Origin of the sequence: Sphingomonas sp. C3-2, from assembly GCF_033025475.1 — a bacterium.
Classification (GTDB): domain Bacteria; phylum Pseudomonadota; class Alphaproteobacteria; order Sphingomonadales; family Sphingomonadaceae; genus Sphingobium_A.
In genome coordinates, this window is the sequence record NZ_CP130322.1 from 3189245 (window position 1) to 3208209 (window position 18965).

Annotated in this window: 18 protein-coding genes and 1 tRNA gene; 7 read left to right on the forward strand and 12 right to left on the reverse strand. The window is 63.3% G+C overall.

The features are described from left to right. Positions 1-62 precede the first annotated feature (62 nt). Entirely contained in the window at positions 63-833 is a 771-nt protein-coding gene (locus tag QYC26_RS15295; RefSeq protein ID WP_317513082.1) for a SapC family protein, read from the forward strand. A gap of 12 nt (positions 834-845) precedes the next feature. Continuing rightward, entirely contained in the window at positions 846-1412 is a 567-nt protein-coding gene (locus QYC26_RS15300) for a cytochrome b (protein ID WP_317513083.1), read from the forward strand. Positions 1413-1627: 215 nt separating this feature from the next. On the opposite strand, the gene QYC26_RS15305 is transcribed toward QYC26_RS15300, so the two are convergent. Further along, positions 1628-2479: an N-formylglutamate amidohydrolase gene (locus QYC26_RS15305; RefSeq protein WP_317513084.1), complete on the reverse strand. Its 852-nt coding sequence runs from the start codon at positions 2477-2479 to the stop codon at positions 1628-1630. 124 nt (positions 2480-2603) lie between these two features. Here QYC26_RS15305 and cpdR point away from each other — a divergent pair, with 124 nt between their 5' ends. The 3 genes from cpdR to QYC26_RS15320 all read left to right on the forward strand — a co-directional run bounded on the left by cpdR (position 2604) and on the right by QYC26_RS15320 (position 4811). Next, positions 2604-2981, forward strand: coding sequence for a cell cycle two-component system response regulator CpdR (gene cpdR, locus QYC26_RS15310; RefSeq protein WP_317513085.1), 378 nt, complete (start codon positions 2604-2606; stop codon positions 2979-2981). A 65-nt stretch (positions 2982-3046) separates the two neighbouring features. After that, a tRNA-Val gene (locus tag QYC26_RS15315) sits at positions 3047-3121 on the forward strand. A 256-nt stretch (positions 3122-3377) separates the two neighbouring features. Next, on the forward strand, positions 3378-4811 hold the full coding sequence (locus QYC26_RS15320) for a mannose-1-phosphate guanylyltransferase/mannose-6-phosphate isomerase (RefSeq protein WP_317513086.1): 1434 nt from the start codon (positions 3378-3380) through the stop codon (positions 4809-4811). A 22-nt stretch (positions 4812-4833) separates the two neighbouring features. On the opposite strand, the gene QYC26_RS15325 is transcribed toward QYC26_RS15320, so the two are convergent. The 9 genes from QYC26_RS15325 to hppD all read right to left on the reverse strand — a co-directional run bounded on the left by QYC26_RS15325 (position 4834) and on the right by hppD (position 14550). Next, complete coding sequence (locus tag QYC26_RS15325; protein WP_317513087.1) at positions 4834-4953, reverse strand: DUF2474 domain-containing protein; 120 nt, start codon at positions 4951-4953, stop codon at positions 4834-4836. Further along, a complete protein-coding gene (gene cydB, locus QYC26_RS15330) occupies positions 4950-5945 on the reverse strand; it encodes a cytochrome d ubiquinol oxidase subunit II (protein ID WP_317513088.1) in 996 nt (331 codons plus the stop codon). Before cydB ends, QYC26_RS15325 begins: the two co-directional genes overlap by 4 nt. 13 nt (positions 5946-5958) lie before the next feature. After that, positions 5959-7386 (reverse strand): cytochrome ubiquinol oxidase subunit I, encoded by a 1428-nt coding sequence (locus tag QYC26_RS15335; RefSeq protein WP_317513089.1) that lies wholly within the window; start codon positions 7384-7386, stop codon positions 5959-5961. A gap of 112 nt (positions 7387-7498) precedes the next feature. After that, complete coding sequence (locus tag QYC26_RS15340; RefSeq protein ID WP_317513090.1) at positions 7499-8248, reverse strand: 3'(2'),5'-bisphosphate nucleotidase CysQ; 750 nt, start codon at positions 8246-8248, stop codon at positions 7499-7501. Continuing rightward, entirely contained in the window at positions 8242-8985 is a 744-nt protein-coding gene (locus tag QYC26_RS15345) for a glucose 1-dehydrogenase (RefSeq protein ID WP_317513091.1), read from the reverse strand. Before QYC26_RS15345 ends, QYC26_RS15340 begins: the two co-directional genes overlap by 7 nt. A gap of 51 nt (positions 8986-9036) precedes the next feature. Further along, the gene (gene cysN, locus QYC26_RS15350) at positions 9037-10938 is read right to left on the reverse strand and encodes a sulfate adenylyltransferase subunit CysN (protein WP_317513092.1); all 1902 of its coding nucleotides are present in this window, start codon (positions 10936-10938) and stop codon (positions 9037-9039) included. Positions 10939-11041: 103 nt separating this feature from the next. Then, entirely contained in the window at positions 11042-11944 is a 903-nt protein-coding gene (gene cysD, locus QYC26_RS15355; RefSeq protein ID WP_317513093.1) for a sulfate adenylyltransferase subunit CysD, read from the reverse strand. 177 nt (positions 11945-12121) lie between these two features. Continuing rightward, complete coding sequence (gene hmgA, locus QYC26_RS15360; RefSeq protein ID WP_317515085.1) at positions 12122-13384, reverse strand: homogentisate 1,2-dioxygenase; 1263 nt, start codon at positions 13382-13384, stop codon at positions 12122-12124. 83 nt (positions 13385-13467) lie between these two features. Further along, a complete protein-coding gene (gene hppD / locus QYC26_RS15365) occupies positions 13468-14550 on the reverse strand; it encodes a 4-hydroxyphenylpyruvate dioxygenase (RefSeq protein ID WP_317513094.1) in 1083 nt (360 codons plus the stop codon). An 88-nt stretch (positions 14551-14638) separates the two neighbouring features. Between hppD and QYC26_RS15370 the strand changes: the two genes are divergently transcribed. Then, positions 14639-15091 carry a MarR family winged helix-turn-helix transcriptional regulator gene (locus QYC26_RS15370; RefSeq protein WP_317513095.1) on the forward strand — a complete coding sequence of 151 codons (453 nt, stop codon included), beginning with the start codon at positions 14639-14641 and terminating at the stop codon, positions 15089-15091. 146 nt (positions 15092-15237) lie between these two features. Further along, positions 15238-15972: a hypothetical protein gene (locus QYC26_RS15375; RefSeq protein ID WP_317513096.1), complete on the forward strand. Its 735-nt coding sequence runs from the start codon at positions 15238-15240 to the stop codon at positions 15970-15972. Positions 15973-16027: 55 nt separating this feature from the next. Here the strand turns inward: QYC26_RS15375 and QYC26_RS15380 are convergent, their stop codons facing one another. Both QYC26_RS15380 and QYC26_RS15385 read right to left on the reverse strand, forming a co-directional pair. After that, the gene (locus QYC26_RS15380) at positions 16028-17071 is read right to left on the reverse strand and encodes a rod shape-determining protein (protein ID WP_317513097.1); all 1044 of its coding nucleotides are present in this window, start codon (positions 17069-17071) and stop codon (positions 16028-16030) included. Positions 17072-17175: 104 nt separating this feature from the next. Beyond that, positions 17176-18924, reverse strand: a complete 1749-nt coding sequence (locus tag QYC26_RS15385) for a diguanylate cyclase (RefSeq protein ID WP_317513098.1) — start codon at positions 18922-18924, stop codon at positions 17176-17178. Positions 18925-18965 lie beyond the last annotated feature (41 nt).

Sequence of the window (18965 nt, forward strand, 5' to 3'; positions counted from 1 at the left end):
CGATGATCCACAAATCCGCCCGGTCCCCGGGCGCAGATGTGGGATCTTTCAGGAGAATTTTGATGGCGAGCGCCCCGCAGGCGAATAATCTTCCGGTGATGTTCAAGGATCTGGTTCCGCTTTCGAGCAATGACCACAAGGACTGGAAGGCCCGTCAGGTCGACCGCGCGCCCTGGCTCGTCAATCAGCATGCCGTGCCGATCACGATCGACGAATTCGTGCTCGCCCAGCGTTATTATCCGATCATCTTCACGACCGGTGAAAACCCCGTTCCGCTCGCGCTGATGGGCCTTAACGAAGGCGTGAACATGTTCGTCGACGACGAGGGCAAGCTCGTTGGTGCGCCCTATGTTCCGGCCTATATTCGCCGCTATCCCTTCATGCTCGCACGTCTGCGTCCGGATTCGGAAGAACTGTCGCTCTGCTTCGATCCGAGCGCCGATGTCATCGGTGCATTCGAAGACGGTCAGCCGCTGTTCGAAGACGGCCAGCCCAGCGACGCCGTCAAGTCGGTTCTCGGCTTCTGCGAACAATGGGAACAGAGCTGGCAGCGCACCCAGGCGTTCATGGACGAAGTGGTGAAGGCCAAGATTTTGATCGACGGCGAAGTCTCGATCCAGCCCGACGGTGCCGCACAGCCCTTCATCTATCGCGGTTTCCAGATGGTTGCCGAAGACAAACTGCGCGAACTGCGCGGTGATTCCGTCCGCAAGCTGGTTGGCAACGGCATCCTGCCGCTGCTCTACGCGCACCTCTTCTCGCTGTCGCAGATGACCGAATTGTTCTCGAAGCAGATGGCAGCAGGCAAGGTACCGGCACAACCCAATGCATAAGTGAGGCCTCGAATGACCGATCGGACGGAAAGCGCTTTTCTCAGCTATTCGCGCGGAGCCATCTGGCTTCACTGGACGATCGGTCTACTGGTCATATTGAATATCGCCCTCGTCTTTGTGTCCGAGGGCATATCCGAACCTTATGGGCGGACGGTGATGGGCCTGCACAAGGCGATCGGCATCACCGTCCTCTTCCTCAGTATCGCGCGCCTCGGCTGGCGGATCACGCATCGCCCGCCGCCCATGCCGGCCACCGTTGCCATGTGGGAAAAGGGGCTGGCGCATATCGTCCACTGGCTGTTCTACGCGCTCATCATCCTCATCCCGTTGAGTGGCTGGCTGTGGATGTCGTCGTCGTTGACCCCGCGCCCGATCAGCTTTTTCGGGCTGTTCGACGTTCCTTTCCTTCCCGTTTCTCCCAGCAAGGCACGCGGCGATTTCCTGCATGAGGTCCATGAAATCATGGGTCTTGCGATGATCGGACTCATCGTTCTGCACGTGGCGGGCGCGCTCAAACATCATGTGTTGGAAGGCAATGCTTTTCTCGGGCGGATGATCCCGGCGTTCCGGCCGCGTTGAATCCTGCGCTAACTCTTTGATTTATCGAAGAGAGAATATGACATGGATGGGTATTCGCAACGCTCTTGAAAGCTGGCTTTACGGATCCTATCTTGGTGTCGATGCGGTGACCGTGCTCCCCCTTTCACGGTCCCACATTAACACGCCTCTGGCGTGTTCCTCCCTGAACCTTGGCCACCTCGTGCCTTTGTGCGAGGTGGTTTTTTTTGTGCGTCCTATTCCGCCGCCTGCGGAAGCCGCAGATCGGTGGCGCGATCTGCGAGACGCTGCGCGATATTCGCAATGAACCGGTCCATCCCGCCCAGATCGGGGCGCGGCGTGCGCAGGTCTTCCTTCAGATAGAGCGTACGGTCGATCTCGATCTGAATGCCGTGCATCTCGCGCTTCGGATCGGCATGCGCGGTCAGGATATGACCGCCGGCATAAGGGGCGTTGTCCGCCCAGCGCAGTCCATCGGCCTGCGCGGCTTCGCGAACCACGGCGGGCAGCGTGCTCGCGGCGCTTCGGCCGAACAGGTTACCGATCACGATCTGCGCCGTATCGATCGGGGGCATCGAATGCACATCGAGCAACACGGCGATTCCGAACCGGGCCCGTGCCGCTCGCATCAGGCTGCGGAGCGCCTCATGATAGGGGCGATAATCTTCGGCGATGCGGCGTTGCAGGTTTTCTGCCGCGATGCGGTACAGCCACAGGTCGCCGTCGTCGCGCAGGCGCCTTGGGATCAGGCCCAGCCCGCCGGTCACCTTGGCGGATCGGATCAGCCCGTCCCCGCGCAGGCGCGGCTCGATCATGTCGGGATCGACCTCGCGTTCATGGCGGTTGAGATCGATCCAGGCGCGCGGCCGCTGCGCGACGATGGCGGTGAAGCCCTGGGCCACCGCTGCCCCGATCAGTGCATCGGCGTAGCGGTCCTCAAGCGATACCAGCCGGTCGACGGGAACGCGGCTCATCGCCAGCAATGCGGGCGGATAGGCCCTGCCGGCATGCGGCACAGAGAGGATAACGGGCGTTTCAGGGCTGGCGGGACCGTGAATCGAATAGGAGTAAGAGGGTGCGTTGCCCATCAAGGCACGCTAGTCGAGTGGCCATGGCGGTGCAAACGCTCCGAGTCGTCCGAATGGGCCATGAAATGGAAATTTCGTTCGGGGCGGGGGGCACCGGACTGTCGAGAATGCCGAGGGTTGGGGAATGATGCGAATTTTGCTTGCCGAAGACGATGACGCGATGCGCGAATATCTGGCGCGGGCGTTGGAAAAAGCAGGCTATGGCGTCACTGCGGTCGATCGCGGAACCGCCGCGATCCCGTTTCTGGAAACCGAGAGCTTCGATCTCCTGCTGACCGATATCGTCATGCCCGAGATGGATGGAATCGAACTCGCGCAAAAAGCAGGCATCATCGCGCCTGCCATGCGGATCATGTTCATCACCGGCTTCGCCGCCGTCACGCTGAAGGCCGGCAAGGCCGTGCCCCATGCCAAGGTGCTGTCAAAGCCGTTCCACCTGCGCGAACTGGTCAGCGAAGTGGAGCGCATGTTCGCGTCGGACGACGCGAACGAAGGAAATTGAAAGTTTTTTGTAAAATCAGCTTGCGCGAGTCAGGCACCCCCGTTAAAGGCCGCTTCACACCGAGTGGGCGTGTAGCTCAGTGGTAGAGCACTGTGTTGACATCGCAGGGGTCGCAAGTTCAATCCTTGCCACGCCCACCATTAAAAACCCCGTAAGTCTAACGACTTGCGGGGTTTTTATGTTTTGGCGTCGCCACAATATTCTCTGAAAGTTGGGTGAATTTTGGCGGGGTGGCCGAACCCGAAATCGTCTGCCCAAAGCTGTTTTGACATCCCCTGATCCGGTCGCGCCCCCATCCTATATGGCCACTATCGGGAGGGCCCTTTTGGGGAGACGCATTGTCGGCCCGGCGTGCAGCGCTTATTCCTTTGCGCTGGACGATGGTGGGGCCGTCTGATGCAGATTTACCCGGTGATCCTTTCTGGCGGTTCTGGAACTCGGCTGTGGCCGGTTTCCCGGCCGCAATACCCCAAACAGCTTCTGTCGATCGCGTCCGACCTGACCATGCTGCAGGCAACCGTTGCGCGCACCGCCTTGCCCGGATTCGCGCCGCCGATGGTGGTGACGGGGGAAGGGCACCGTTTTTACGTTTCCGATCAGTTGAAGGCGCTTGGTGCGGCGTCGGGGTGCATCCTGCTTGAGCCCGAACCGCGCAATACCGCAGCTGCGATCGCGCTCGCGGCGCTGACGGTCGCGGATGAGGACGACGATGCGCTGATGCTCGTCATGCCGTCCGATCATGTCATCGCCCATGTCGCGGCGTTCCATGACGCGGTGAAAAAGGGCGTTCCGGCGGGGGAAGCCGGGCATATCGTCACCTTCGGAATCATCCCCGAGCGCGCCGAAACGGGCTATGGCTATATCGAGGCGCAGGGCGCTCTTGCCGGGCATGAGGGCGTGCGCGCCATTCACCGCTTCACCGAGAAACCGGACGGCGCAACCGCCGAGGTCTGGCTGCATGGCAAGCGTCATTTCTGGAACAGCGGAATCTTCCTCATGTCCGCGCGTACCTGTCTGGCGGAACTGGAACGCCATGCCCCCGACCTGATGGCCGCCTGCCGCGCGGCGATGGCCGATGCGCGATCGGACGGCATCTTCCTGCGTCCCGATCGCGACGCATTCGTGCAGGCGCCGTCCATTTCCTTCGATCATGCGGTGATGGAGCATAGCGGGCTGGGCGCGGTTGTTCCGGTCGATATGGGCTGGTCCGATCTGGGGTCGTGGCAGGCGGTGTGGGAGGTTGGTCAGCGCGACGAGAACGGCAACATCATCAAGGGTGATGTCGTCGCGCTCGAAAGCCACAACAGCCTGTTTCGCAATGAAAACGGCCCGACGATCGCGGCGATCGGGGTGAGCGATCTCGTCGTCGTCGCGATGCGCGACGCGATCCTCGTCATGCCGCGTGAACGCGCGCAGGACGTGCGGCTGATCGCCGAACTCTTCGATGCGTCGGGTGTCCGTCCGGACAGCCTTCACAATGTCGTCCACCGGCCCTGGGGCACCTATGAGACGACCGATCGGGGAAACCGTTTCCAGAACAAGCGGATCGTCGTGAAGCCGGGCGAGAAGCTCTCGCTCCAGATGCACCATCACCGGTCGGAACATTGGGTGGTGGTCAGCGGCACCGCGCGCGTGACGGTGGGGGATAAGGTCTTTCTGCTTCAGGAAAACCAGTCGACCTATGTGCCGGCGGGGACTGTCCACCGGCTCGAAAATCCGGGGCATATCCCGCTCCACCTCATCGAGGTGCAGTGCGGCGCCTATCTGGGCGAGGACGATATCGTCCGCCTCGAAGACAGCTATGGCCGCACCGACATGGCTGCTGAATAGCGCGGCCCAATAAGGCAGGCGCTCAGCCGTTCAGCCAGAACCGGATCAGCATGGCGACGATACCCAGCGCCGCCACGCTGCCGGCCCAGATGAGCAGCATCCAGCCAAGCCGCTGCCACAACGGGGCGGGGCTATCGCTCAATGATAGCCCTCATGGCCCACCTTGCCGCGAAACACCCAATAGGACCACGCGGTATAGGCTAGGATGATCGGTACCATCAGCCCTGCGCCGATCAGCATGAAGACCTGGCTCTTTTCGGGGGCCGCTGCCTCCCACACCGTCACCTGTCCCGGCACGACATAGGGATACATGCTGATCCCGAGGCCGACAAAGCAGAGCAGGAAGATAGCGAGCGTAATCAGGAACGGCGCGCGTTCCCATTTGCGGCGCAGCGCCAGCACGAACGCGCCCGACGCAATTGCGATCAGCAACGGCACCTGCGCCGATACCAGCACGAAGGGCATCTCGAACCAGCGATCCCAATAGGTCGCCTCCAGAAAGGGTGTGGCGAGGCTGACGCAGATGATCGCGAGCAGCGTGGCCGGGGCCAGCCGCAAGGCCAGCCGCCAGGCATGGGCCTGCACAGTGTCCTCGGTCTTCCAGATCAGCCAGGTCGCGCCCAGCAGCGCATAGCCGATGACGACGCTCACACCCGTCAGCAGGCTGAACGGCGTCAGCCAATCGAGCCAGGCGCCCGCATAGGCGCGGTCGATGACCGTGATGCCCTGCAACAGCGCGCCGAGCGTGATGCCTTGCGCCAGCGCTGCGGTGAACGACCCCGCGGTAAAGGCAAAGTCCCAAAAGGCGCGGTGGGCCGGATCGCGCCAGCGAAACTCGAACGCCACGCCGCGAAAGACCAGCGCGAGCAGCATCGCGATGATTGGCGGATAGAGCGCGGGCATGACGATCGCATAGGCGAGCGGGAAGGCGGCAAACAGCCCGCCGCCGCCGAGCACCAGCCAGGTCTCGTTGCCGTCCCATACCGGGGCGACCGAATTCATCGCGGTATCGCGCTCGCGCCCGACCGCGAAAAAGGGAAAGAGGATGCCGATGCCGAGGTCGAAACCGTCCATGACGACATAGGCGAACACGCCAAAGGCGATGATGAAGGCCCAGATGATGGTAAGGTCCATGATCGCGCGCTCCCTATTCCGCAGGCTTGAAGGCGGGGCTGTCGGCTTGATAGGGCCCCGGCGTGATCCCGGCGGTGCGCACCGGCCCGCGCTCGGTATCCTCGACGCCGGTTTCGCCACTATGCGGGGGCTTGTGCATCAGCTTCAGGATGTACCAGGTGCCGATCCCGAAGACCGAGAAATAGACGACGACAAAGGCGATGAGCGAGGCCGCCACCGCCGGCGCCGCGAGCGGAGAGGCGGATTCGGCCGTGCGCAGTAGACCGTAGACCGTATAGGGCTGCCGCCCCACCTCGGTCGTCACCCAGCCCGCGATCACGGCCACGAAGCCGCTCGGCGCCAGAACTAGCGCGAAACGGTGCAGCGGCCGCCAGTCATAAAGCGCGTGGCGGGCGCGGGCGACGAGGCTCCACAGCCCCAGCGCGAGCATCAGCGTGCCGATCCCCACCATGATCCTAAAGGCCCAGAAGACGATACCGACAGGCGGATGCTCTTCGGGCGGCACCGTGTCTAGGCCGGCCAGCGGCGCATTCGGATCGTGCTTCAGGATCAGCGAGGAAAGCTTGGGGATCTCGATCGCCGCATCGACGCGCTGTTCCTTCGAATTGGGGATGCCGAACAGGATCAGCGGCGCGCCATTGGGATGGCTCTGATAATGGCCCTCCATCGCCATCACCTTCACCGGCTGGTGTTCCAGCGTGTTCAGCCCGTGCATGTCGCCGACGAAGATCTGGACGGGGGCGACGAGCGCGGCCATCCACATCGCCATCGAGAACATCTTGCGCGCATGCGCGTTGGTGCGGTCCTTCAGCAGGTGCCACGCCCCCACGCCGCCGACGACGAGCGCCGTGGTCAGATAGGCCGCGATCACCGTGTGGACGAGGCGGTAGGGGAAACTCGGGTTGAAGATGATCGTCACCCAGCTGTCGCCGGGCAGGAACTGGCCGTTCGCGCCCATAACATGGCCCACCGGGGTCTGCATCCAGCTGTTCACCGAAAGGATCCAGAAGGCCGAGATGAAGGTGCCGATCGCCACCATCAGCGTGGCGGTGAAGTGCAGGCCCCTGCCGACCTTCTTCATGCCGAACAGCATCACACCCAGAAAACCGGCCTCGAGGAAGAAGGCGGTGAGCACCTCATAGGCCATGAGCGGCCCGATCACCGGGCCCGCCTTGTCGGAGAAGGCCGACCAGTTCGTACCGAACTGGTACGACATCACGATCCCCGAGACGACGCCCATCGCAAAGGCGATCGCGAAGATTTTCAGCCAATATTTGAACAGGTCGAGGTAAACCGCCTTTCCGGTCTTCAGCCACAACCCCTCGAGCACCGCGAGATAGCTCGCAAGCCCGATCGAAAAGGCGGGAAAGATGAAGTGGAAACTGACGGTGAAGGCGAACTGGATGCGTGCCAGCAACAGGGCGTCGGCAGTATCGAACATCAGGCCATCCCCTTGCAAAAAGGACGGTCTCCAACCGGGAGAGCGGAAGGCCATCGCCTTCGCCGACGTTTAATGCGCCTTTGCCCCCCAATTCTCAAGGGGTGGGAAATGCCTAAGCAGAGCGTCCAGGTGCAGTATTTGCAATCAGCTCAAGGATCTGCGCCGCGCGTTCACTGTGGCAGATGAGCAGATCGGGAAGATACGGGTCCGCGCAATTATAGACGAGCGGCGCGCCGTCGATGCGGCTGACATGGAGCCCGGCGGCAAGCGCGACGGCGGCGGGCGCGCAATTGTCCCATTCATATTGGCCGCCGGTATGAAGGTAGATGTCGGCCTCGCCGCGCACCACCGCCATCGCCTTGGCGCCCGCAGAGCCCATCGGCACCAGTTCTGCGCCCAGTGCTTCGGCCACCGCCATCGCTTCGGCTGCGGGGCGCGTACGGCTCACCAGCATGCGCGGCGGGTTTGCCTCCGGCGCCAGTGGGGGCGGGGTGTCGGACGAAAGCGTTATCCCCAGCCCGGGCAGCGCGACCGCGCCGACGGCGGGCTTGCCGTCGATTGCCAGCGCGATGTGCACCGCCCAGTCGGTGCGCTTCTCCGAATATTCGCGCGTGCCGTCGAGCGGATCGACCACCCAGACGCGCTGCACCTGGCAGCGCTCGGCATTGTCCTGTTCTTCTTCGGACAAAATCGCGTCGCCGGGGCGCTGGGCTTTCAGTGCCGCGATGATGAAGGCGTTGGCAAGGCTGTCGCCCGCCTTGCCCAGCGCCTTGTCCTCGAACAGCCCCGATTTCTGGAGGGTCAGCAGGATTTCTCCTGCCGCACCGGCGATCCGGATGGCCAGCGCGACGTCGGTCACCATATGGTGAAGCCGCCATCGACGGTGAGCGCCTGTCCGGTGATGAAGGATGCCTGATCCGAGCACAACCAGACGACGGTGTCGGCGATTTCGCGCGGCACGCCGAGACGGCCCATCGGGGTTAGCGTGCGCATCTGGTCCATATCCTGCCGGTTCTCGCTGGCGTCGGTGATCGCGGTGCCACCGATCCCGCCGGGGCAGACCGCGTTGACGCGGATGCCCTTGGCCGCGAAATCGAGCGCGACCGAGCGGGTAAGCCCGACCACGCCCGTCTTGGAGGCGCTATAGGCGGACAGACCGGGTCCGCTCACCACGCCCATGATCGACGCGGTGTTGACGATCGCTCCGCCGCCCTGGCGCAGCATCTGTTCGCATTCATGCTTCAGGCACAGCCAGACGCCCTTCAGGTTGACGCCGATCGTGCGATCCCAGCTTTCCTCGGACATCTCGGTAATCGGCGCACCGCGCGGCGCGATCCCCGCATTGTTGAACGCGCAGTCGAGGCTGCCGAAATGCGCGACGGTGGTGCGCACGATCGCGTCGACATCTTCGCCTTGGGACACATCGCCGGGAACGAAGATCGCTTCGCCACCTGCGGCAGTGATCGCATGGGCGGTTTCTTCACCCGCCGCACGCGCGATATCGGTCACCACCACGCGCATGCCGGCCTTCGCAAAGGCATGCGCGGTTGCCCTACCCAGGCCGGTGGCTGCGCCCGTTACCAAAGCGATCTTCGTCATTCGTTCTTGTCCTCTCCGTATCGGCACGGAATCGGTGCCCATACGGAGTGTTTAGCCAATTATCCGTTCGACAATAAGGTCTGCGGCCTGTTCGGGTGTAAGGTTAGTGGTGTCGATGCGGATTTCGGGGTTTTCGGGGGCTTCATAGGGGCTGTCGATGCCGGTGAAGTTCTTGAGTTCACCGGAACGTGCCTTTTTGTAGAGCCCCTTGACGTCGCGCGCCTCGGCCTCGGCGAGCGGGGTGTCGATATGGACCTCGATGAACTCGCCGGCTTCGATCATCTCGCGCACCAGGCGGCGCTCGGAGCGGAAGGGCGAGATGAACGCGCTGAGCACGATCAGCCCGGCATCGGCCATCAGCTTGGCGACCTCGCCGACGCGGCGGATATTTTCGACGCGGTCGGCATCGGTGAAGCCGAGATCCTTGTTGAGCCCGTGGCGGACATTGTCGCCGTCGAGCAGATAGCTGTGGCGGTTCATCCGGTGGAGCCGCTTCTGGACGAGGTTGGCGATCGTCGACTTGCCCGCGCCCGACAGCCCGGTGAACCACACCACTGCGGGCTTCTGGTTCTTCAGCTTGGCATGGTCTTCGCGCGTGATGTCGATCGCCTGCCAGTGGACATTGTCGGCGCGGCGCAGCGAGAAGTGGAGCATGCCCGCCGCCACGGTCGCGTTGGTGATCTTGTCGATCAGGATGAACCCGCCCAGATCGCGGTTCTGCGCATAGGGCGCAAAGACGACGGGCTTGTCGGTCGACAGATTGGCGATGCCGATCGCGTTGAGGTCGAGCGTCTTGGCGGCGAGATGCTCGAGCGTGTTGACGTTGACCTGATATTTGGGCGCCTGCACCTGCGCGGTCACCATCTGGGTGCCGAGCTTGAGCCAGTAGCCGCGCCCGGGCAGCATTTCCTCGTCCGACATCCAGACGATCGTCGCCTCGAACTGGTCGGCGCTCTGCGGCGGGTTGTCGGCGGTCGCGATCACGTCGCCGCGCGAGCAGTCGATCTCGTCGGCCAGCGTCACCGTCACCGACTGGCCGGCAACCGCCTCGTCGAGATCGCCGTCGAGCGTGACGATCCGCGCCACGGTCGAGGTCTTGCCCGAGGGAATGACGCGGATCTTGTCGCCCGGCTTGACGGTGCCGGTCGCGATCAGCCCCGAAAAGCCGCGAAAGTCGAGATTGGGGCGGTTCACCCACTGGACGGGGAGCGCAAAGGGCTGCTGCTGGTCGCGCGTCGCATCGACCTCGACCGTCTCGAGATGGCCCATCAGCGTCGGGCCCTGATACCAGGGGGTGTTGTCCGAGGGCGCGGTGATGTTGTCGCCCTTGAAGCCCGAGATCGGCATGGCGACGAAATCGGTGATCCCGATCTCGGTCGCGAACTCGCGGTAATCCTTGACGATCGCGTCGAACACCGCGGGGTCGTAATCGACCAGGTCCATCTTGTTGACCGCGAGCACGATGTTCCGGATGCCGATCAGATGCGCCAGATAGCTGTGGCGCTTGGTCTGGGTCAGCACGCCCTTGCGCGCGTCGATCAGGATCACCGCGAGGTCGGCGGTCGAGGCGCCGGTCACCATGTTGCGGGTATATTGTTCGTGGCCGGGGGTGTCGGCGACGATGAACTTGCGCTTCTCGGTCGCGAAGAAGCGGTAGGCGACGTCGATCGTGATGCCCTGTTCGCGTTCGGCGGCAAGGCCGTCGACGAGCAGCGCGAAGTCGATCTCCTGGCCCTGCGTGCCGACGCGCTTGCTGTCGGCCTCGAGGGCGGCCAGCTGATCCTCGAAGATCATCTTGCTGTCATAGAGCAGGCGGCCGATCAGCGTCGACTTGCCGTCGTCCACCGAGCCGCAGGTGATGAAGCGCAGCAGCGACTTGGTCTGGTGCTGGGCGAGATAGGCGTCGATATCCTCGGCGATGAGGGCGTCGGCCTGATAGCTTTTGTCGGTCATTGGAAACTCCTTGGTCCCGAATGGGTCGGGCGGCCGCCCCGGGGGCGGCGCAGAGACGAAAAAGAGCAAAAGGGCAGGGGTTTCGGCACGCGTCAGGCGTGGCTCAGAAATACCCCTCCTGCTTCTTCTTCTCCATGCTGGCGTCGCCGCCATCCTTGTCGATCACGCGGCCCTGGCGCTCCGAGGTCGTCGTCAGCAGCATCTCCTGGATCACCTCAGGCAGCGTCGCCGCGGTGCTTTCGACCGCGCCGGTCAGCGGGTAGCAGCCGAGCGTGCGGAAGCGGATCGAGCGCATCACCGGCTCTTCGCCGGGGTTGAGCGGGAAGCGTTCGTCATCGACCATCAGCAGCATGCCGTCGCGCTCGACGGTGGGGCGCGGTGCCGAGAAATAGAGCGGCACGATCGGGATGTTGTTGAGGTGGATATACTGCCAGATGTCGAGCTCGGTCCAGTTCGAGATCGGGAAGACGCGGATGCTTTCGCCCTTGGTCTTCTTGGCATTGTACAGCCGCCACAGCTCGGGGCGCTGGTTCTTGGGGTCCCAGCGGTGGTTGGCCGAACGGAACGAGAAGACGCGTTCCTTGGCGCGGCTCTTCTCCTCGTCGCGGCGCGCGCCGCCAAAGGCGACGTCGAAGCCATAATGGTCGAGCGCCTGCTTCAGCCCCTCGGTCTTCCACATATCGGTGTGGAGCGGGCCATGGTCGAACGGGTTGATCCCGCGCGCCAGCGCCTCGGGGTTCTGGTAGACGAGCAAGTCCATCCCGCTCTCCGCCGCCATCCGGTCGCGAAGCGCATACATGTCCTTGAATTTCCACGTCGTGTCGACGTGCAGCAGCGGAAAGGGCGGCGGCGACGGATAAAACGCCTTGCGCGCCAGATGCAGCATCACCGCCGAATCCTTGCCCACCGAATACAGCATCACCGGACGCTCGGCCTCCGCCACAACCTCCCGCATGATCTGGATGCTCTCCGCTTCCAGCCGCTCCAAATGGGTCAAGTTTTTCACAGTCACCTTCCGTCAGAAACGCATTCCGGCAGGGGCCATGCACGGCCGCTCCGGCTGCTGAGCAGATACTGCGCGGCAGGGGCGGAGTAGAAGCGAGGATATGTTGCAGCCGCGAAAGTCGGAGTTGCCGTGGCCGCCGCTTGGGAATAGCGGCCACGGCGCTCCACCCCCGGGGCGCTAGGGCAGGCGCGCTTTTGGAAAGCCTGCCCAACACTCATCATAATCCTGCTGCAGCGTTGCCGAAAGCATCGCCGCGCGCGTCGGCACTATCGGCAGGCAGGATTCGAACATGAAAGCCATGGTGTCATCGATTCGCGACGGTTTTAGTTCCATCGCCACCGCCGCATCATAGCTGGACCGATCGGGCCCATGCGCCGACATGCAATTGTGCAGCGAAGCGCCGCCCGGAACGAACCCGCCCGCCTTGGCGTCATAGGCGCCGTGCACCAGCCCCATGAACTCGCTCATCACGTTGCGGTGGAACCAGGGCGGGCGGAACGTGTCTTCCGCCACCATCCAGCGCGGTGGGAAGATCACGAAATCGCAATTGGCGGTGCCCGGTGTATCGCTGGGCGCGGTGAGCACAGTGAAGATCGACGGATCGGGGTGGTCGTAGCTCACCGTGTTGATCGTGTTGAACCGCGCCAGATCATATTTCACGGGCGCGAGATTGCCATGCCAGGCGACGACGTCGAGCGGCGAGTGACCCAGCCTGCTCGTCCAGAATTGGCCGCCATAAAGCTGGATCAGTTCGACCGGGGCATCGCTGCCCTCGAAGGCGGCGACAGGCGTCTGGAAGTCGCGGGGGTTGGCCAGACCGTTCGCGCCGATCGGCCCCAGATCGGGCAGGCGGAACGGATGGCCATGATTTTCGCAGATATAGCCGCGCGCTTCGCCCACCAATTCCACACGAAAGCGCATCCCGCGCGGGATGAGGCCGATCTCGCCGGGCCGCGCCGTCATCCGGCCCAGTTCAGTGATAAGGTTGAGCGCGCCTTGCTGCGGAACGATGAGCATCTCGCCGTCGGCGCTATAGAAGACGCGGGCACCCATGGGGGCATTGGCGGCGTAGAGCCAGATGCTGATCCCGCGCTGATCGAGCGGCGCGCCATTGCCCGCCCAGCGCACGAGCCCGTCGACAAAATCGGTGCCCGGCGCGGGGCGGGGAAGTGGATCCCAGCGCAGCCGGTTGGGGCTGGCGGGATGGTGGGGGGCGCCTGCCTCTGTGTCCCGCGCCATCAACTGATAGGGTGCGTGGCCCGCGCTCGGCCGCAGCCGGTACAGCCAGCTGCGGCGATTGTCGGCGCGCGGCGCGGTGAAGGCGGTTCCCGAAAGCTGCTCGGCATAGAGCCCGAAGGGCACATGCTGGGGCGAGTTCCGGCCGATCGGCAAGGCGCCGGGCACCGCCTCGGTCGCGAAATGATTGCCGAAGCCGGGCATATACCCGGCTTCGTCGGTCAGTCTCATGCCAGTCTCATGCCGCATGACGGGCATCCTCTCCTCTTGTTTTCGCTGGCGCGCCGCTACGCGTCCGATTTGGCGGGGACCACGCCGCGGCGGATCTGATCGAGCTCGATGCTTTCGAACAACGCCTTGAAATTGCCCTCGCCAAAGCCGTCATTACCCTTGCGCTGGATGATCTCGAAGAAGATCGGCCCGACCATGTTCTCGGTGAAGATCTGGAGCAGGATGCCGCCGCCGGTTTCGGGGGCGCCGTCGATCAGGATCCGGCGCTTGCGCATTTCCTCGATATTATGGCCATGTCCCGGCAGGCGTTTGTCGATCATGTCGAAATAGGTTTCGGGCGTATCCTGGAAGCGCACGCCATTGGCGCGCAACTTGTCGACCGTCGCGAAGATGTCGTCGGTCGACAGCGCCAGATGCTGGATGCCTTCGCCCTTATAATCCTTGATGAATTCCTCGATCTGCGAATGCTCGTCCTGGCTTTCATTGAGCGGGATACGGATCTTGTCGTCGGGCGCGGTCATCGCCTTGGAGAAGAGGCCGGTCGACTGGCCTTCGATGTCGAAATAGCGAATTTCGCGGAAATTGAAGATCCGCTCATAATAATCCGCCCAATAATCCATCCGCCCGCGCTTGAGATTATGGGTCAGATGGTCGAGCGTATGCAGGCCGACGCTGTTGTCGTTCGGCGTGGTCCCGGCAACCGGTTCGAAATCGATGTCGTAGATCGTCGCCGCGCCGCGCCGGTCGACCAGATAGAGATTGGCGCCGCCAATCCCCTCGATCGCAGGAATGTTGAGTTCGGCTGGGCCCACCTTGCCCTCAACCGGCGTTGCGCCGCGCTCGACCGCAAGCTGCAGCGCCTTGGCGGCGTCATGCACGCGGAACGCCATCGCATTGGCGGACGGCCCGTGCTGTTCGCGGAAATCCGCAACCTGCCCCTGCGGCTCCATGTTGAGGATGAAATTGATGTCGCCCTGCGCATAGCGGCGGACATTTTTCGAACGGTGCGTGCCGACATGGGTAAAGCCCAGCGCGGTGAACAGCCCGGCCAGCGCTTCGGGATCGGGGCTGGTGAATTCGACGAACTCGAACCCGTCGAGTCCGATGGGATTGTCATGCACGGTATCAGGGGCGCTCATTTGCCTCTCCGGAACGATAAAGTTGCAAATGTAACTACATGTTGAATTTCTCTTCTGTCAACGCACGAGAGCGGTAAAAGCGACGACCATGACCGACGATCGCGACCCAAGCCTGCTCCGGCTCGACCATTTTCTGCCCTACCGCCTCTCGGTGGCCTCGAACGCGGTGAGCGGGCGGATCGCGCGGACCTATCGCAAACGGCACAATCTGAAGGTCACCGAGTGGCGGCTGATCGCGATTCTTGCGGAAACGCCGCGGCTGACGCCACAGATGCTCACGCGCAAGACGCGGATGGACAAGATCAATGTCAGCCGCGCGGCCAAGGCGCTCATCGAACGCGGTCTCGTCAGTGCATCGCCCAATGGCGAGGATGGCCGCTCGCATTTCCTGTCGCTGACCGAGGCGGGGCGTGCGCTCTACGGCGCCGTCGCGCCCGAGGCGCTGGCGATGGAGCAGCTGTTGTTGTCCACCTTCACCGAGGAGGAACGCGCCCAGTTCGCGGCGTTGCTCCGCCGGATCGAGGCCGCAGCCGAAGACTGAAATTGGCGCGTCCGTTGATTTGACCCGCAATCGAGAATTTGTAGCCTGTTCTTGGCGGGGGACCATTTGGGTGTCCGCTACTGTTGAGGGAGTGGCCTGAAATCCCCTTTTTTCGGGCCTCAAGAACAGCATGGAGAATTCAGATAGTGTTGAAAACCAGTTTTGCCGCAATGCTTGTTGCGGGTGCCGTAGCCGTCGTTTCGCCCGTTGCGGCACAGGAAACGCCGGTCGAGGCGCCCGCCGCCCCGGCATCTGCCCTGACTGAGGCACAGGTCGTCGCATTCAACAAGGCGGTGGCGGATTTCACCGAAGGCCAGAAGCTGCAGCAGGCCGGAAACAACGCCGGTGCGGCCACGAAATATGATGCCGCGCTTCCCGCGATCCGCGACGCGGTCAAGGCTGAGCCGGCCAATATGAACTATGTGTCCTTCCTCGGAAACGCGCTCTATGCGCAGGCCGCGGCCAAGGCAGGCACCGGTGACGTCAACGCGCTTGTCGCACTGTTCACCGAGGCGGCGCCGTACTGGCGCAAGGTTGTCGATTCTAAGCCCGAAGATGCGGTGAGCCGCACCATCTATACCGGCATTCTGGTCCAGCTCGGCAACGCCGCGCTTTCGGCGCAGAACAAGGCGGGTGCCGATCCCTATTACCGGGAAGCGGTCGAATTCGCGCGCAAATCGGTCGCAGCTTCCGCGCAGGACGCGGTTGCCCGCAACCAGCTTCTCGGCGGCCTGATCGGCTTGTCGCAGACCTCGGAAGACGCGGCTGTGCGTACCGAAGCGGCGACGCTGTCCAAGATGATGCTGGCCGACGGTTCGGTCGATGCCGCCAACAAGCCCGCCGCGCAGGCGATGGCTGGCTCCGCCCCGGCCGCAGGCTGATTTTACCCGGCTGCCCGGGCGCTGGTCGCGCCGGGCAGCCGGACCTTGTTTAAAATCAGGTTTCCATCAGCACGCCGCGATATGCGGGATCTTCCAGCGCGCGTCCGGCGCCCAGCGCCACGCAATCGAGTGCATTGTCGGCAACCATCACGGGCAGTCCGGTCGCCTGGCGCAGCGCGGTATCCATGCCGTCGAGCAGCGCGCCACCACCAGTAAGCACGATACCCTGGTCGATGATGTCGGCGGCCAGTTCGGGCGGGGTTTGTTCAAGCGCCATGCGCACGGCGCCGATGATCTGGTTCACGCTTTCCGAAATTGCCTCGGCCACCTCGGCGCGGGTGATCTCGATCTCCTTGGGAACGCCGCCCACCAGATCGCGTCCGCGCACCTTGTGCGGTGTATCCTCACCGTGCGGAACGATCGCGCTGCCGACATCCTGCTTGATCCGTTCGGCGGTCGCCTCGCCGATCATCAGATTGTGCTTGCGACGAATGAACGAGGTGATGGCATCGTCCATCTTGTCGCCGCCGACGCGTACCGAATTGCTATAGGCCAGTCCGCGCAGCGACAGCACCGCCAGCTCGGTGGTGCCGCCGCCGATATCGACGACCATCGCGCCGATCGGCTCGGTCACCGGCAGCCCAGCGCCGATCGCGGCGGCCATCGGCTCTTCGATCAGCAGCACGCGCGATGCCCCCGCATTCGAGGCAGCATCGCGGATCGCGCGCCGTTCCACGCTCGTCGCGCCCGAGGGCACCGACATCACGATTTCGGGGCTGCGCGGCAGATAGCCGGATGGGCCGTGAACCTTGTCGATGAAATGCTTGATCATCTGTTCGGACACTTCGATGTCTGCGATCACGCCGTCGCGCAGCGGGCGGATGGCTTCGATATTGGCGGGGGTCTTGCCCAGCATCAGCTTGGCGTCGTTGCCCACCGCGCGCACCTTGCGCACGCCGTTGCGCGTTTCGATCGCAACCACCGAGGGTTCGTTTAGGACAATCCCCTTTCCACGCACATAGGCCACCGTGTTGGCGGTGCCGAGATCGATGGCAAGGTCATGCGCGCTGAATTTCAGGAAACGGGATAGAAGCTTCACAGGGCGGCTCTTCTCTTCTGCGAGTGCTTTGGGGCAGCCGCGATAATGTTACTGGTCCTGGCCGTTGGGCCGTGCGTCCGATTGCGGGAAGATTTGCAAGCCCGTCAATCCATCATTGCGCCAAAGCGCCGTATTTCTGCGTCGGCGGATGCCCCCGCCACGCGCTTTCGTTCTGCAACGACGACGCGGTTGCGCCCCGCATTCTTCGCCTCATAAAGCGCGCTGTCGGCGTTGCGAAACATCCCGGCAAAGCGCATGCCCCGGATATTCTCGGTGCAGCCGATGCTGGCGGTCACGCGCTCGCCGGCTGGCAGGGCGTCTGGAAGCGTGGTCCGCGATATCTGGTGGCGGACGGTTTCGGCGAATTTGGCGGCCTTGGCGCTGTCGGTGTCGGGAAGCGCCAGCACGAATTCCTCGCCGCCTAGCCGGCCGACCAGGCACCCATTGCGTTCCAGCGTGAGCAACTGTGCGCCGATCGCCTTCAACACCAGATCGCCTGCTTCATGACCAAACCGATCATTGACCGATTTGAAGTGATCGATGTCGATCACCAGCAAGGCGGTGGGGGTGCCCTTGAATTCGGCGTCACGGAGTTGGCGGTTGAACTGCTGAACAAAGCCCCGCCGATTGAGCAGCCCGGTTAGCGCGTCGCGGTGCGCCAGTTCGTTGAGCTCGGCCTGTGCCGCGCGTGCGGCGTCGCGTTCCTCGCGCAGGCCAAGCATCTGCCAGGTGAAGGCGAGGGAAAGAAGCCCGATCTGCACGGAAGAGGCGATCAGCACGATCAGCTGCGCTCCGCCACCAAAAATACCGTCGCCGACATCGACGATATTGATGAAGGCCAGGGCCGCCATCGGGATCGCCCAGGTCAGGGTGAATGCCCGGGCTTCGGCGTTACCGGCGCGCCAGGCAAAGGCGAGCGCCAGCGCCACCGCGCCGACGTCGGCAAGCGCCAGCAGGTCGATCACCACGGATATGGAGGCAAGCAGATCCGAGCGAACCAGCGTCGCGGGAATGGCGGCAAGCGCGATCGCCATGGCGAACCCGATTGTCGTTCGCCGCAGCCAGCGAGGCAGCGTGTCGTGCCCGAGCAGCGTCACCGCCGTCATCGTCGCAAAGGCTATCGCGAGCATCGAGAACAAGGTGCCCAGTTGGGCGGAAAGCGCCCCCGCGAGCGATGGAACGAGCGCCAACGCAAGTTGCGACCACAAGGCGCCCCAGATCAGCATCGCCATCGCCCAAGCGGCGTGCCACAGGATGAAGCCGCGCCGCACGGCATAGGCGAGGCAGAAATTATAGATCGCGCACAAAAGCAGCAGCACCATGCTGCCGCCGACGATCATCCCGGTCAACGATGCCTCGTTTCCAGCCACCTCGCTGGTCACCAGCCGGATGCGCAGGAAATCATGGGCGGCAAGCCCGGTAAAGCCCATCGCAATTCCGGTCAGCGGGGCATCGCCCTCAGGGGCCTCGAACCCGATGATCCCACCGATCCGCCAGCGCGCGCCGAAATCGCCGCTTTTGATATGCAGATAGCGTTCAGCACCATTGCCATAGGTGAAGCGGACATCGACCCGCTCGAAACGCGAATTGCGAAGCAACAGCTTCCAGCTTTGGGGTTGTGTACCTGTTCGCACATCGGCGCGCAGCCACAATGTGCCCTGATTATAAGCGCGCGGCTCGCCTGTGCACCGAAAGGCCGATTGCGGGGGGATCTGCGCCTGTTTTTTCTCGGATACCGCATGGCACAGGGGATCGTTCAGCTTCAGCGACAGGCCATCTGCCCTTGCCGGGCTGCTGAGGAAAAGCGCGCACAGCACCGCGACCAGTATCGCAGGCGCGATCCGGAGGTGCATGAAGCATGCGTGCAGGTTTTGGCGCTGTTGCATGTCCCCCC